Genomic DNA, 15,255 nt, shown 5'->3' on the forward strand with positions numbered 1-15,255 from the left:
TGGGAGAAGTGAGCTGGCCGGTACTTCGGATGGTCTGCCAAATGGAACTGACGAGTCATATGCTGGTGAATGCGGCGATGGATAGATATGCCAGCAATGAAATGGTACTGGCTGAGCAGTTGATTGAGACCACTCCCGATAACAGTCTGACCTTGTTTGACCGCGGCTTTTATTCGTTGGGATTGTTACATGCGTGGCAACGCAATGGACACAATCGACACTGGCTTATTCCGCTGAAAAAAGGCACTCAGTACGAGGTCTTAGAAAAGCTAGGCAAACAGGACTATAGGGTTCGGTTGAACACGACGCCACAGGCGCGGAAAAAATGGGCAGAACTGCCAGAAGAGATAGAAGCGCGTTTATTGCATAAAAAAATCAAGGGAAAAGAGTGCTTTATCCTGACGTCCATGCTGGATACTCAGCGTTATGTCGGCGATGAAATCGTCGATTTATACAGCCAGCGCTGGGAAATTGAATTGGGTTACCGGGAGATGAAACAACAGCTGCTGCAGAATGAATTTACACTGCGCAGTAAAAAGCCAGAACTCATCAGGCAAGAGTTATGGGGGATGTTGTTATGTTACAACCTTATCCGATACCAGATGGTAAGGATGAGTAAGGTCTTGCCGGGTATTTATCCAAACGAACTGAGTTTTACCTTGTGCGCGCATGCCATCATCAACATGTTCACGTTTGGTTTTACATTGAGTCATGCCCATCACATACCCAAAGAACTCTCGAACCTGACAGAGCAGGCTGAGTTTTACGTCTTACCATTCAGGCGCGAAGAGCGTAGTTATCCAAGGCAAATCAAAAGGAAATCCAGCAAATATGCGTACAAAAAATAATGCCAGTCAGCTTAACTGACTGGCATTAGCCATGAAGGCTCTTTTTTAAGATAGCAGCAATTAAAATTCTACTTTGCCATCGCGGATGTGTTGTTCACCCCGTTGTTTAGCTAGCGCAATCTGTTTTTGACGCTCAGCAAAGGAAGCTTTTTGCTCTTCAGTAATTTTGTCATGGCAATGTGGGCAACTTAACCCCTGTACATACAGCGGCGATTTCATTTCATCTTGTGACAACGGCATACGGCACGCATAACACTGATCGTAACTGCCCTGTTCCAAACCATGTTTAACAGCCACACGCTGATCAAATACAAAACATTCACCCTGCCACAAACTCTCTGGTTCTGGCACTTCTTCCAGGTATTTCAGAATACCGCCATCAAGGTGATACACTTCTTCAAAGCCCTGCTCTTTTAAAAAGGCGGTCGACTTTTCACAGCGAATACCACCAGTGCAAAACATAGCCACTTTTTTATGTTTGGTTTTGTCCAGGTTTTGCTCCGCCCACTCTGGGAACTCTCGGAAGCTGGTGGTATTTGGATTGATGGCGTTTTTAAAAGTGCCAATGGCCACTTCGTAGTCGTTGCGGGTATCAATAACAATAGTCTCCGGATCCGAAATCAGTTGATTCCAGGCTTCACCTTTAACATAAGTACCCACTATATGAGCCGGATTGATACCTTCTACGCCCATAGTGACAATTTCTTTTTTCAGCTTGACCTTAGTGCGATAAAACGCCTGCTCATCGGCAAAAGATTCTTTGTAGGACATGCCATCAAACCGGCTATCGGCAGCAAACCATTGCAGCATCGCGTCTATACCTTCGCGTGGGCCACAAATAGTGCCATTAATGCCCTCTTCAGCCAACAGCAAAGTGCCTTTGACTTTATTCAGAACTAAGTGTTGATAGAGCTTATCGCGTAAAGCGACATAATCAGGTAGAGCGACGAATTTATATAAAGCAGCAACAACGTACATCTTTGAGTTCACCTTCTGCAAAGCCGGACCGTAAATCCGGGGCAAAAATACGGGCGAGCATTATAGCTACTGAACATGAAATAACAAGTTTCAGCAGGCTTAATGCCTGAATTCAAGCTCTGGTGGCACGGCAAGTGCCAGCTCAAAAGTTTGCTCTCCATCTGTGATCAATAACTTATCATCCTCTCGCCATAGATCTAACTGCATATGACCTTTAAGCATGCTGCAAAAATCCAGTAATTGTTGATGAGATAAGGTATGGAACAGTACATTGCTGAAATGTTGTTTGTATTGGCTTTTAATTTTTTTCTGATCCGTTTCATCCAGAAATAACACCACCTGATCGGCCTGATGACTGGCGCGTTGCATATGCTTTTCGCTGAGCAAATCAACATTACACCAAAGTTTGATATGGTCGGTCGCATCACTGACATACAGATCAGGCGTTTTGCCAGCGCCCTCTGTTTTCGACAGTTGGGGGGAAAACTCAAAAAAGGATAGGTAGGCCAGCAAACGACGGGCAAAATGTTCTGCCAACTCTGTTTTATAGGGTGCTATATAACAGGTTCGTTTTTGGTACAGATGGCTCACCTCTGATGCATAATTCAGATCCAGCCGAATCACCTTACTGACTACTTGCATACAGACACCTCGCTGGTATCGGCAACAACCTCTGTTTAGTGTAGCTGAGATTGAATTGCACCATAGATCAGATGCATAGCCAGTGCCAGTAATACGCCGCCCATTAACCTATCAAACCAATAGCCTTTGCGTAGTAAAAAAGACCTTACTTTTTCGCGGGTTAGGATTACAGATAAAAAAGAAAACCAGACTGCAGTAGCACCAGCCATATAAACGCCGTAGATCACTTTGTATGAAACTGGTGTCATAGGCGAAATAATGACGGCAAAAAGCGATAAAAAAAACAAGGTCGCTTTGGGGTTCAGGCCATTAGTGACAAAACCTGAAGTAAAAGCTTTAAGCAAGGATGGACTTTCCGCTATAGCTTCTGCTTTGTCATCCGTCGTAACTGAAACAGGTGCACCACTGCGAACAGCCTGCCAGCCTATGTAAGCCAGATAGGCTGCCGCCAGTACGCTGAACAAAGTAAATAACCAAGGCGTAGTTTTAATCAACAGCCCAACACCGAGCAGCGAATAACAGACATGCAGAAAAATCGCCATGCCTATACCCATACTGGCGGCTAATGCAACATTACGGCCATAACGTACTGCATAACGTAATACGATCGCAAAATCTGGGCCTGGACTTGCAACAGCGACCAAATGAACCGAGGCGATTAAGATAAATTCAGGCCAAAACTCCATGCCTTATCCTTTTGATAATTCGTAGATAAATGAGTTGTAATTAGAGCATGAGGCTACAGGCTTTCGAAATGAAATCTCGAAAAAATGTTACTTCATCACAAAAGTACTTGCGCTAAAATCGTTAATCCGCAAAAATGTTATAACATCACACACATTAACCAACAGTAAAAGGTTTTTCGATGCGCCCTTCTCTTTTTCAACTTTCTCCATTGGCTGCGCTGGTCGCTGCAGTCTTTTCAACTCAAGTTCAGGCACAAAGTGTCAGCATTAACGGCCTTATTTTGGATCAGGACGGAAAAGCTATTGAGCAAGCTCGTGTGCACGTACATGGCCGTCAGCAATACGTTTATGCCGATAAAAACGGCCGCTTTACTATTCAGGCCCCTGCGGATGCAGAACTGCATATATCTGCCAAAGGCTATGGTGATCAATTTGTGAAAGTCGCAGACGCACAAAGCGACCAGCTTAAGATCCAACTCGAAGCCGGTGGTCTGGAACGTATTGTGGTCGCAGCATCTGGCTTGCATCACTACGACCTGGAAATGGCCAACCCTGTCTCTGTGTTATCCGGTGAAGAACTGAGCTGTAAAACTGAACCGACGATAGGCGAAACCTTAAAGTCTATGCCTGGTGTGCACAGTAACTATTATGGTCCTGTGGCTGCCAGCCCTATTCTGCGTGGCCTGGATGGTCCACGAGTTCGTATTTTGAATAATGGATTGGATTCAGCCGACGTGTCACGTATCGGTCCTGATCACGCTATCACAGCTGATGCCATTACCACTGAGCAGATTGAAGTCTTGCGTGGTCCTTCTACCTTGCTATACGGCAGTGGCGCTGTGGGTGGTGTAGTGAATGTGGTCGACAACAGATTACCGCGTCAGTTGCGCCCTGCCAGCACTCAGATTGAAACCCGCTACAGTTCTGGCGCAGATGAAAAGACTGCGGCTTTGGCGCACGACGGTGGTCAGGAGCAAATAGCCTGGCATTTTGATGGTTTCAAGCGCAAAACAAATAATTACGATGTGCCCGACTTTACCAATGATGAGGGAGAAAGTACCAATCAACTGGCGAACTCCTGGTTAGATAATTCGGCAGTCAATGGTGGATTAAGCTGGATCACTGACAAAGGTTTGTTAGGTTTCTCCGTAGGTCATATTGACAGTGAATACGGCATTCCTGGTCATCACCATCATCATGAAGAACACGAAGAAGATGAGCATGAAGAGGAAGAAAACCATCAGGAAGACGGTGTCTTTGCCCGCGTAAAACAAGACAGATACGGCTTAGCAGGTGAGCTCTATAAACCATTCGCTGGCATTGAAACTTTATCTTTTAACAGTGCTCTGACCCGCTATCAGCATCATGAAATTGAAGGTGGTGCTATTGGTACTACCTTCAAAAATGACAGCTTTGAAAGTCGTTTCACTGCTGAGCATGAAACCTTCGCTGGCTGGCATGGGGTTGTGGGTTACCACCTGCAGCAAAGTGATTACAAGGCCATTGGTGATGAGGCTTTTACACCGGACAGCAAAACAGATTCTCACGCTCTATTTGTGTTGGAGGAACGTAGTTTCGGTGATTTCACGGCGCAGTTAGGCGCCCGTATTGAACAGATCGACTACAAAGCTTCCGGCATAGAATTTGAGCATCACCATGACGAAGACGCAGCGGAAGAGCATTCGTCTGAAAACGTCAAAAATGATTTTACTGCAGCAAGTGCCTCGGCAGGTCTGGTCTGGAACTTCCAACCAGGTTACAACTGGGCACTGTCAGTGAGCCGCTCTGAACGTGCGCCAAGTGCTGCTGAGCTCTATTCCAACGGTGCACATATTGCGACTCAAACCTATGAACTGGGTTTGGCTTATGCACTCGATGCCGATGGCGAGATCAGCAAATCTGAAACTGACTTCAAAAAGGAAGTTGCGAATAATATCGACCTGACTTTGCGCAAGTTTGAAGGGGACTTTACCTTCACCTACAACCTGTTTTACAACAAAGTGCATAACTATTTATACATGCGGGATTCTGGCTTAACCATGGCCGATCTGGAGGCTCACGAGGAAGAAGGTCATGAAGAAGAACATGATCATGAGCACGAAGGGGAAGAATTCTCCATTTTCCATTACCAACAACAGGATGCCACTTTATATGGCGCCGAATTCGCGATGGCTTATCAGCTGACTGCTGAGCAGGAATTGGAGTTCTTTATCGACTCAGTGCGGGCTAAACTGGATAACGGTGGTGATTTGCCACGTATCCCGCCTGTTAAAGCGGGCGCTGGATACAGCTACTCAGCACAGGATTGGTCTGCCACTATCGATTGGACTCATTATATGAAACAAAATCGGGTTGCAGCTGGCGAAAGCGCTACAGGTTCTTACCAGATCCTTGATTTAGGTTTTAGCTACTACTTTAATCTGAATGATCTGGACCTGACAGCTTTTGCCAAAGCCAATAATCTGACAGATGAACTTGGATTCGTACACAGCTCCTTTATTAAAGAAGATGCACCTCTGCCAGGCCGTTCTTTTACCTTAGGTCTCAAAGCCCGCTTCTAATATACCCTTCGTACTTGAAGCCGCAGCTTTGTTGACTACGAGCTCTCGCCCCGGTCACATAGGGAAACTATGCTCCCGGGGTCTCACGCTCCTGTCGCCTCTCTGCAACTCCAATTACTTTGGGTATAAGGGTATAAATGAAGTTGTTAAGCCCCTAAAACGCACAAGGCCCCTAATATAGGGGCCTTGTTATCTGAATTCGTAAATTATTGACCTCTGGCAAACAGGCCAGTCCCTTTGTCTTCCATCGCTTCCCGGTACCCTCCGAGCCATTGCGATCTGGTGTCTAAATTCTGATAAGGACAAATCTCTTTTGAGCGACCTGTGACAGCGGCGCGATAACCTTGAGCATGAGCACGTTCTAAACGATCTCTTTTCTGTCTTTTCATAAGGCAATCTTCCTCGATCTGGTAAATAACAAGCAACTTGCGTTGCACTTTAATAGATAGTCGAGATGCTCAAAAGGTTCCACAATTAAACTTAACCCCACCCTATTGACATTAAGTAAGAACCTGAACTTATTTAAGATTTGATGACAAAATAATTTAAAATTTTTGAATTTTTGAATTTTTGAATTTTTGAATTTTTCTACAGTATTGCTCATGCTTCGGTATATTTACGCTCAGGGGGATAGATGCTGACACGATAAAAGCCTACTGGCGGAGCGAAAAAAAAACCTGCCGAAGCAGGTTCTTTAAACCGGATCTAGCTTTACTTTACCCGTCTTCTTAATATCACTAAAGGTAACAGTAGTAAAGTTAGCCAACCTGAAGTGCCGCCTTTACGCTCATAAGTCACTTCTTCTGGTGCGTTACAGTTTTCAATAGTACCGTTAGGGACAGGTGTTAATTTCACCGGGCGAACGACGTTTTCAAGTACCGGATTACCTGCACTATCCTTCACTACTTCGCCTTTTGCATCTCTTTGCTCAACCGAGAAAACAGCATTGGCTAGGATCTCATTGTTGTTGTTGATATCTTTTGCTTCAACCAAATTAAAATTCACACCACAAGGCAATAAAGTATTTAAGTCAGTCATAGTCTGATCTTCCAGATTGTATAAAAATGCAACCTGGCGACGTGTCGTACTGTCGTCTGGGATCACCTCAGCTGCGCCTACAATCAGATTGTTTTCATTAATAGCTGAAGGAATAGTGCCTGAAGTACTGAAAAAGCCATTAGGGTATGTGACTGTTTTGGTATTGTAATCAAAAATAAACATCCGGTTACGCGCTATACCGTTCATTCTTTTATTCGCATTGCCGACTATGATGTTTTCATTGTTGATGTCGTTTGCTGAGCTTGAGTCCCACTCGATCGGATCAACAATGGCTGAAACCTCACCTTCGGCAAATACTGTCGCATGACTGGTTCTGATTTGACGCTCTTCACTCACATAGGTGGAATAGCCCACAGCAACAGCGTCATCGTTTACTGATAAAGCACGACTGACGTACGTTAAATCAGAGGTCTCTGCTATAGCCGGGCCTAAAAAGCCGTATTGAACCGGAGCGGAAATCTGACCTGTGTCGTTCATTTTCCACACCAGTGCTCTTTCAACATAACTGGTGGTTGCAAGATTATAGTAACAAAGGCTTAAAGGGGATGCTTTACCTGTACATGTAGTATTTACTGCTTCTTGCGTCGCAGTTGGCATAGAGACACTGCCTGAGCCTGCGATGTAATTCGATTCGCTAATTTTAGACGCAAAGGAAAAACCGCCGCCTAACTCTTCAAAGGGGATAGGTAACGGCGTGACGCTGTTGCCATTGACAACATATGATTTCATGTAGCCTGGCTCAGGCATCCATAATTCCACCGTTTCAGGTGAAGGAGTCGTTTCAGTGGCCTCAGGAGTAAAGCTTTGTAGAGTAAAGGTTGTTGTAGCTAAAGCAACGGCATTGCCACTGCTATTAATATCGTAGAGATATTCTTTGTTGGTTGGAACAGCAGACTGCTCTCTGATCTTAACTTGCGCGCCCGTTGATAAGTTCAGTGCCATCACGTCACTGTATCGTTGAACACTAAAATTCGTGCTTTTGCTTTCTAAATAACTCAACAATTGTGCCAGTGAAGCCGCAGTCACATTGCCCAGTTTAATTTGTTCAATGGCTTCCGCCGACAATCTGGCTGTTAAATCAGCATCTTCAAAATTTAATCGACTGACATCAACCGGGAAGTTGTAGATCAAACTACCACTACCTACTACATCACCATTATCATTAATAGCTGCGCCATACTGAGAGCGTGTAGTGCTGACTTCCGGCAACTCCTGGACCTGATAAACAGCGGCATAGGCTGAACTGGCTGCCAGGCCGGGTAATAAGGCTAATACTACGGGTGATAATCTCATTCAGGTCCCCTGTTACTGCTGATTTAATGCTTCTAATTGTTCCCAACGCTCATAAGCGTGCGCGAGCTTCGACTCGGTCTCATGCAATTGGTTCAACGCTTTTTGGGTGTACTCGGCACTTTGCCGGAAAAATTGTGGATCATTCACTTGCTGCTGCAAGGCGCTTAATTCGGTATCAAGCGTCTCGATTAAAGCGGGCAATAGTTCCAGTTCTCGTTTCTCTTTGTATGATAACTTCTTACTGCTGCCGGATGAAAGCTCAACTGGCTTTTCTTCGACAGGTTTTACACTTTTTTGCACTGTTTCAACAGCTTTGACTTGGTTTTGCTGCCGTTTTTGGTAGGCCAGCACATCTTCGTAGTCACCGGCTATGTCCACCACCTTGCCCTGACCGGCAAAGTACAGCGAACTTGTCACTGTATTATTGACAAATTCCCGGTCGTGGCTAACCAGCAGTACTGTGCCCTGATACTGCTGCAAAATATCTTCAAGCAGCTCCAAGGTTTCCACATCCAGATCGTTAGTTGGTTCATCGAGGATCAGTAAATTGCTGGGTTTTGCGAATAGTCGCGCCAGTAATAAACGGTTTTTCTCGCCACCGGACAAAGCCCGTACTGGCGTTCTGGCACGCGCTGGTGCAAATAAGAAGTCCTGTAGGTAACTTAACACATGACGCGTCTGGCCGTTTTGGGTGATCTCTTGTTTCCCATCAGCGACGTTATCCTGCACAGTGGCATCTAAATCCAGCTGAATACGGTGCTGGTCAAAATAAGCCACTTCAAGGTTAGTACCGCGTTTAATCTCACCACTATCGGCAGTGTATTCACCAAGCAGAGTTTTAATTAAGGTGGATTTACCCACACCGTTAGGACCTACCAAGGCGATACGATCCCCCCGCATCACCAGAATATTCAGATCTTTTAAAACAGTCTCACCTTTGAAGCTGACATTCACGTCTTTGGTTTCAAATACCAGCTTGCCGGATTTTTGCGACTGCTCAATAGCAAATTCCACTTTGCCCATTTGCTCCACCCGGGCAGCGCGCTCATTGCGTAGCGCTTTTAAGGCTCGTACCCGACCTTCATTACGGGTACGACGGGCTTTAATGCCCTGACGGATCCACACTTCTTCTTCCGCCAGTTTTTTATCAAAGAGTGCATTGTGCTGCTGCTCGGTTTCCAGCATCTTTTGCTTCCGCTCCAGATACTCGGCGTAATTACCAGGATGTGAGGTGAGTTCACCCCGGTCCAAATCGATAATACGGCTGGCCAAAGCACGAATAAAAGCCCTGTCGTGCGAGATAAAAATAATGGCGCCTTTGAAGTTCATAAAGAACTGTTCCAGCCATTGAATCGCAGCAACATCCAGGTGGTTGGTCGGTTCGTCCAACAGCAGCACATTAGGTTGCGACACTAAAGCTTTGGCCAAAGCGGCTTTACGCAACCAACCGCCCGATAATGAAGCGAGGGTGGTATTCGGATCCATTTCAAACTGCAAACACAGCTCTTCAATCCGGCTTTCTAACTGCCAGCCCTGACGGGTATCGAGCTCCGCCTGCAAGGTGCCAAATTCGCGTTGTTCTGCCTCGGTCGCGTCAGAGAAATGGTCAGCCAGATGATAAAACCGCTGCAATTTTTCTGCTAAATCGCCTGCACCTTCACGGATAAAATCCGCGACTTTAATATCCACCCGGGCTGGTGGGTCTTGTTCTAAACGGCTCACCACTAAATTATTCTGTCGCACCACCTGGCCGTCATCCAAATTTTGATGACCGGTCAGGATTTTTAAGAAGGACGATTTACCCGCACCGTTACGACCCACTAAACAGACGCGCTCGCCGGCAAATAAACTGAAATCCACTTTATCTAAAATCGGATGGGTACCAAAAGCCAGACTGGCTTGCTGAAAACGTAATAATTCCACTTTTATAATCCTGACGACTGCTGACGCAGCAGTTGTTGTATCTGTTCAAGGTCAAAGGGCCAGAACAATTCCTGTTCATTCACTTTTAACACCGGAATATGCACACGATAGCGTTCAAAAGCCGCTGGTTCGTCCACTATATCGATAATTTCTACAGCACCTGCTAAACCTGCCTGCAGCAAAAGCTGCTCGGCTTGTTCACATAAATGACAACCCCAGGTGCTGTATAAGCTTAATTTCATTCGTCTACTCGTTTAAATAACTCAAAACAGACGTGGATATTGGGGTTACGTTTAAAATCTTCCGGTAAGCTCTGAGCTGAGATGTCTTTGATACTCCAACCCGCCTCTTCCAACGCGGCTTTGTCGATTTTAAAGCGTCTTTTATTGTTGGAGAAAATCACTTTGCCATTCGGCGCTAAACAACGCCCTACCATAGTCAGCAACTTGACATGATCCCGTTGCACATCCCAGGTATCTTCCATTCGTTTTGAGTTCGAGAACGTTGGCGGGTCGACAAAGATTAAATCAAACTGGTTTTTACAGCCCTTCAGCCAATCCAGACAGTTGTCCTGTACAAACTGATAAGCTTTGCCATCCAGTCCATTGATCAGGAAGTTACGTTTTGCCCAGTCCAGATAGGTATTGGACATATCCACCGTAGTGACAGACAAAGCGCCACCTAAAGCCGCATGCACAGAAGCCGTACCTGTGTAGGCAAATAAATTCAGTACTTTTTTACCTTTGGCTTGCTGTTGAATCGCCAAACGGGTGACGCGGTGATCTAAAAACAAGCCAGTATCTAAATAATCACGCAGGTTCACCAGGAACTTAGCGCCATATTCAGTCACTTCTTTGTACTGACCAGCTTTGGCCAGCGCCTGATACTGCTCTTTGCCTTTTTGTTTTTCACGGACCTTTAGCACCAGTTTGTCGCTGCTGATGCCCAGTACTTTAGGTACTAAGTTCACCACATCAAATAAACGCTTTTGTGCTATTTGCTCATCAACATTGGCAGGAGCAGCGTATTCGTGGATCACCACTTCGCCGTCATACCAATCGACCGCCACGTTGTATTCCGGAATATCCGCATCGTACATCCGGTAGCAACTGATGTTTTCGCGTTTCGCCCACTTTTCCAGCTGCTTGACGTTTTTCTTCAGGCGATTACCAAAAGACTCGCTTTCAGCATAAAACAAAGCCGCAGTTTGACTGTTGGCATTAACCTGTACTTGCTGTTCGGTCAAATCAAATAGGGTAAATTCGCAATCCAGCGGACCGTTAGTGAACTTATAGCTTTTGGCTTTGGATAACTTCAGTGCCCGCAATAAATCCGGGCTTGAGGTAATAATGGCTAAACGCCAGCCCTGATAGTGTTTTTTCAGACCTAAGGAGAATTCTGCGTACACAGGAATAAGTTGAGGCAAGTCGCCTAAGCGCTCACCGTATGGCGGGTTGGTGATAATCACACCTTTACCTTCGCACACTGCCGACTGAATGTGTGTCGCATCCTGGTTAATAAATTCAATAAAATCAGCCACGCCAGCACGGGCTGCGTTTTGACGGGCCTTTTGCAAAGTACGCTCATCGGTATCGCTACCCACAAAAGTTACGCCTTCGGCTATGGCTTTGCGAGAGCCTAAAGCTTCAGCCCGCAGTTGTTGCCAAAGTTCTGGCTGGTGATCGCCCCAGCTTTCAAAGGCAAACTTTTCACGCTTTAAACCAGGCGCCAACTGCCGTGCCATCAGCACTGCTTCTATTAATAAAGTACCGCTACCACAAAACGGGTCATACAAAGGCTGATCGGCCTTCCAACCCGAACGAATTAACAAAGCGGCGGCCAAATGTTCTTTAAGTGGCGCCTCCCCCTGCTCTTTACGATAACCACGCTGATGCAAAGACGGACCAGAGAAATCCAGGAAGAAATGGAAATGCTGGCGTTCTAAACGCACCTGAAAACGCACATCCGGGTCGATACGATCGACATTAGGCCGCGCATCGTAGCGCTCGCGGAACTGATCCACTATGGCATCTTTGACCCGCATACCACCAAACTGAGTGTTATCTATTGTTGGGTGCTTACCGACACACTCGACCGCAAAACTTTGTTCCATCCGCATTAACGAAGGCCAGTTAATGCGCATAGCAACCTGATACAGGTCTGAATTGGCATCAATTTCGATGGATTGTTCCAGGCGCAGAATACGGGTCGCTAAACGCGACCATAAGCACAGCTGGTATGCATCTTTAAGTTCAGCCTTAAAGCGCACCACGCCCATGCCTAATTTAATAATTTCGCCTTGATAACGACGGATTTCATCCGCCAATAGCTCTTCAACACCTTTGGATGTTAAGGCCCAGAATTCCAACATATGATCTGCCCTGCAATAAAATGGCGCACATTATAACAGAAGCGCTTTCGAAAGCATTGGGATGTTTTTCAACACGAAAACAAAGATTTGCGGAGCTACTACTTCAGAGACAGCAACGAGCGCCTACTTAAAGACCTATGCGTTTAATAATTGTGCAGTCAGTTCAGTTCTTTGGAATTTACTGACATTAAGCCTTGCACTGCCAGGGCAAAAGCTCTACTATGCGCCCCGCAAACACGGACGCGGGATGGAGCAGCCTGGTAGCTCGTCGGGCTCATAACCCGAAGGTCGTCGGTTCAAATCCGGCTCCCGCAACCAACTTAAGTCAGCTTAAGTGAAACGTGAATGCAGTACACCTCTTACACGCCCTATGCGGTGTAAGATACGGACGCGGGATGGAGCAGCCTGGTAGCTCGTCGGGCTCATAACCCGAAGGTCGTCGGTTCAAATCCGGCTCCCGCAACCAACAATGTGTATATTTTAAATCCTGATAGTTACTGCTCGACTATCAATACGGACGCGGGATGGAGCAGCCTGGTAGCTCGTCGGGCTCATAACCCGAAGGTCGTCGGTTCAAATCCGGCTCCCGCAACCAACAATCAACCGACTTAATAGTCGGTTTTTTTGTGTCTGAAATTTAGAGTTTGACCGGTTATAAGCCCCACCATTTGAAATAAACTATGGCTGCAAAGAGCGAAAAACGGACATTAACGCCCGCCTAAACGGCGAGCAACTTGTTGCTAGTCGAGCGCCCACAGGGCGCGTTTTTGATGGCGATTGTTATATCGCAAAATACTGCTCACAGTGAGCGGCAATAGTTGCTGGTAATATTGCAAACTAATCCAAACAATTACCTGATTTAAGATGTATATTGCGCCAAAGATTCCATTTCAACTTGATTTCAACTTCCCTCTCTTTGACAGAAGTCACTTCCAGATTTCTTTCTTTTAACAAGGCTAAAAGCTCTTCGCACGTCTCGTATTCAGACTCCCTCGGGATATTATACTCGTCCATTTGCTTGTCCAAAGCCCGTAATATCTTTTTACCTTCTTGCTTTGATACTTCACGGATAATCACGCCTTCAGAGTTAACGTATGTATTACTGTCTATGCGATATTTAACATCTTTCTCGTCATTTGTTGCAGCGCACGATGTTAATAGCAATAAAATTAAAACTGTTAGATTTCTCAAATTTACCTCAGACGATATAACGCCGCCCACAGCGGTGAGCATAACAGCGGTGAGCATAGCGAGTCCGGCAGCCAAAGGCTGCGAACTGATGGGCATTGTTAGGGCCCTTAGTGATTATCGAAGTCATTATGAGGCGTCCCCAAACTGACTGAAACATACATTTCCAAAAGTGCCTGCCGCATTGGATCAGGCTCAGATACAAAGCGCACCTGCATTTCCCTTACTCTGTGCTTTTGTCTAATGAACTCAGGCCCAAACGTAGGGTGTTTCTCTAAACTAGAACGCGAACCCTCGGCAACATATGTTGCCTGTATGATACCTGTTATTACTCTGGTAAGCCTAAATGCAAATGTCGCTGAATTGTGACCAGAACTTGGACGACAATGATTTTGTAACCTTTTTCTAATCGTGTTTGTCCGGCCAACGTATAGATGGTCTCCGTTTTCTGAGAAAAGGTATATACCAGACAGAGGCATTTCACTCGGTAATGTTGCGACTGTAACCGGATCCATATTGAGGAGCCTTTGAAAAGAGGGTTCCAACGACTCAATATACTCTTTAAATACTGGGTGCATAAGTTGATTACCCTAACGCCGCGGTAATGGGCAGCAGGAACAGAGCGAAGCGGCGTGTAAGCTGTCCCAGTGAGCAGAGCGAACGAAATTAACCGCCTTGTTAGGTTTTTGGTAGTTCATTTATTGCTACTTCCAGCTCTTCATCGTATAGCTCTGTATCATCTACGAAACCACGTTTAAGGCGATTTTCTGCCTCTGGAACTACAATGGCTAGCGCAAGTTTTTGGCGGATAAATGTTGCAAGAACATGATTTGTAACTTGGGACACTGGCTTTGACCAATTATCTCTACAGCGCTGTATTAACCCAGAGTTTAATTCTGGCTCTACCCACGGCCCTTCTACATCAGCAACACTTTTCGCATTCATCGGTGAAACCTAACGCCGCCAGCATGCGCGGCTTTGTAGTGGGGCGAAGCCGCAGCGGAAAAGGCGTCGCCGTGACTGGCCTTGTTATAAACCACTTTACCCACTTACTTCCGCCGATGTTGAACCTACGTCTTTTTTAAGTACTAATACAACCAGATAAACCAGCGCAAATGGTGGAATAATACATAGCACCACGCCAAGTAAACCCGCCAAAACCGGCGTTTGCGTTTTACGGCGACCGAGGTAATAGCTTAATGCGCCTACAACCAGCACAAATACAAACATAATTTGGCCAACTAGCGTTGCATTGATATTCAAATGAACTCTCCTTGTGGTTTATAACGCCTCAAAAACCGGCGCGGCTTGCCGCGTCCGGCGCCGCAGGCGCGTAGTTGTTTGACTTGTTATGAGCAAGCAATCTACAAAGCATTTGCTAAATTCCCTGCCCTTTCACGAACTGACTGCGGAACTCGCTCGGAGGACGCAATGATTCGGAGTGCATCAATAGCGCGCCCAGCTCGAATTATTCGACGGGATTGAAGTACCCGAGTCCTGGCGCCTGACTCCATGTATTGTTCGTCCCTCACTAACCGATCGATCAGATCTTCGTTCGAAATGTGCGGATTGGCGAATTGTTCGAAATACAGTACGAAACAACCCTTGCCGACCGACTGCATACACCTTTCAAGCTGTGAATCGTTCACCGGAGTATTCCTTGCTCATAACAGTTGTATATTGTGCCAGCACGCTTTCTCTGGTTT

At 46.0% G+C, this 15,255-nt stretch carries 14 protein-coding genes and 3 tRNA genes; 5 read left to right on the forward strand and 12 right to left on the reverse strand.

Features of this window, described 5'->3' with window-relative positions; all coding sequences use genetic code 11:
- A partial coding sequence (locus tag IEW88_RS13245) for an IS4 family transposase (RefSeq protein WP_188713511.1) occupies positions 1–848 on the forward strand: 848 nt, incomplete at its 5' end.
- Between the two features lie 60 nt (positions 849–908).
- Here the strand turns inward: IEW88_RS13245 and trhO are convergent.
- The 3 genes from trhO to IEW88_RS13260 form a co-directional block, all read right to left on the reverse strand.
- The gene (gene trhO / locus IEW88_RS13250; RefSeq protein ID WP_147904729.1) at positions 909–1,826 is read right to left on the reverse strand and encodes an oxygen-dependent tRNA uridine(34) hydroxylase TrhO; all 918 of its coding nucleotides are present in this window, start codon (positions 1,824–1,826) and stop codon (positions 909–911) included.
- A 99-nt stretch (positions 1,827–1,925) separates the two neighbouring features.
- Entirely contained in the window at positions 1,926–2,468 is a 543-nt protein-coding gene (locus IEW88_RS13255; protein WP_147904728.1) for a YaeQ family protein, read from the reverse strand.
- 35 nt (positions 2,469–2,503) lie between these two features.
- Positions 2,504–3,154, reverse strand: a complete 651-nt coding sequence (locus IEW88_RS13260) for a LysE family translocator (RefSeq protein WP_147904727.1) — start codon at positions 3,152–3,154, stop codon at positions 2,504–2,506.
- Positions 3,155–3,333: 179 nt separating this feature from the next.
- Between IEW88_RS13260 and IEW88_RS13265 the strand changes: the two genes are divergently transcribed.
- Positions 3,334–5,715, forward strand: coding sequence for a TonB-dependent receptor domain-containing protein (locus IEW88_RS13265; protein ID WP_147904726.1), 2,382 nt, complete (start codon positions 3,334–3,336; stop codon positions 5,713–5,715).
- Positions 5,716–5,921: 206 nt separating this feature from the next.
- Here the strand turns inward: IEW88_RS13265 and rmf are convergent, their stop codons facing one another.
- The 5 genes from rmf to rlmKL all read right to left on the reverse strand — a co-directional run bounded on the left by rmf (position 5,922) and on the right by rlmKL (position 12,361).
- The gene (rmf, locus tag IEW88_RS13270; protein WP_008898994.1) at positions 5,922–6,104 is read right to left on the reverse strand and encodes a ribosome modulation factor; all 183 of its coding nucleotides are present in this window, start codon (positions 6,102–6,104) and stop codon (positions 5,922–5,924) included.
- 322 nt (positions 6,105–6,426) lie between these two features.
- A complete protein-coding gene (locus IEW88_RS13275; protein ID WP_147904725.1) occupies positions 6,427–8,067 on the reverse strand; it encodes a DUF3466 family protein in 1,641 nt (546 codons plus the stop codon).
- A gap of 12 nt (positions 8,068–8,079) precedes the next feature.
- Positions 8,080–9,990 carry an ATP-binding cassette ATPase Uup gene (gene uup, locus IEW88_RS13280; RefSeq protein ID WP_147904724.1) on the reverse strand — a complete coding sequence of 637 codons (1,911 nt, stop codon included), beginning with the start codon at positions 9,988–9,990 and terminating at the stop codon, positions 8,080–8,082.
- A gap of 2 nt (positions 9,991–9,992) precedes the next feature.
- Positions 9,993–10,232: a glutaredoxin family protein gene (locus IEW88_RS13285; protein ID WP_147904723.1), complete on the reverse strand. Its 240-nt coding sequence runs from the start codon at positions 10,230–10,232 to the stop codon at positions 9,993–9,995.
- The gene (gene rlmKL, locus IEW88_RS13290; RefSeq protein WP_147904722.1) at positions 10,229–12,361 is read right to left on the reverse strand and encodes a bifunctional 23S rRNA (guanine(2069)-N(7))-methyltransferase RlmK/23S rRNA (guanine(2445)-N(2))-methyltransferase RlmL; all 2,133 of its coding nucleotides are present in this window, start codon (positions 12,359–12,361) and stop codon (positions 10,229–10,231) included. Before rlmKL ends, IEW88_RS13285 begins: the two co-directional genes overlap by 4 nt.
- Before the next feature lie 241 nt (positions 12,362–12,602).
- On the opposite strand from rlmKL, the gene IEW88_RS13295 reads away from it, so the two are divergent.
- The 3 genes from IEW88_RS13295 (at position 12,603) to IEW88_RS13305 (ending at position 12,956) form a co-directional block, all read left to right on the forward strand.
- Positions 12,603–12,679: transfer RNA gene (locus tag IEW88_RS13295), tRNA-Met, on the forward strand.
- Between the two features lie 71 nt (positions 12,680–12,750).
- Positions 12,751–12,827, forward strand: a tRNA-Met gene (locus IEW88_RS13300).
- Positions 12,828–12,879: 52 nt separating this feature from the next.
- Positions 12,880–12,956, forward strand: a tRNA-Met gene (locus tag IEW88_RS13305).
- Positions 12,957–13,198: 242 nt separating this feature from the next.
- Here IEW88_RS13305 and IEW88_RS13310 read toward each other — a convergent pair.
- The 4 genes from IEW88_RS13310 to IEW88_RS13325 form a co-directional block, all read right to left on the reverse strand.
- Positions 13,199–13,648, reverse strand: coding sequence for a hypothetical protein (locus IEW88_RS13310; protein ID WP_147904721.1), 450 nt, complete (start codon positions 13,646–13,648; stop codon positions 13,199–13,201).
- An 11-nt stretch (positions 13,649–13,659) separates the two neighbouring features.
- A complete protein-coding gene (locus tag IEW88_RS18890) occupies positions 13,660–14,127 on the reverse strand; it encodes a GIY-YIG nuclease family protein (RefSeq protein ID WP_147904720.1) in 468 nt (155 codons plus the stop codon).
- A 100-nt stretch (positions 14,128–14,227) separates the two neighbouring features.
- Positions 14,228–14,494 carry a hypothetical protein gene (locus IEW88_RS13320; RefSeq protein WP_147904719.1) on the reverse strand — a complete coding sequence of 89 codons (267 nt, stop codon included), beginning with the start codon at positions 14,492–14,494 and terminating at the stop codon, positions 14,228–14,230.
- A gap of 96 nt (positions 14,495–14,590) precedes the next feature.
- Positions 14,591–14,812 carry a hypothetical protein gene (locus IEW88_RS13325; protein WP_053425154.1) on the reverse strand — a complete coding sequence of 74 codons (222 nt, stop codon included), beginning with the start codon at positions 14,810–14,812 and terminating at the stop codon, positions 14,591–14,593.
- Positions 14,813–15,255 lie beyond the last annotated feature (443 nt).

Source organism: Rheinheimera tangshanensis, assembly GCF_014645135.1.
GTDB lineage: Bacteria > Pseudomonadota > Gammaproteobacteria > Enterobacterales > Alteromonadaceae > Pararheinheimera > Pararheinheimera tangshanensis.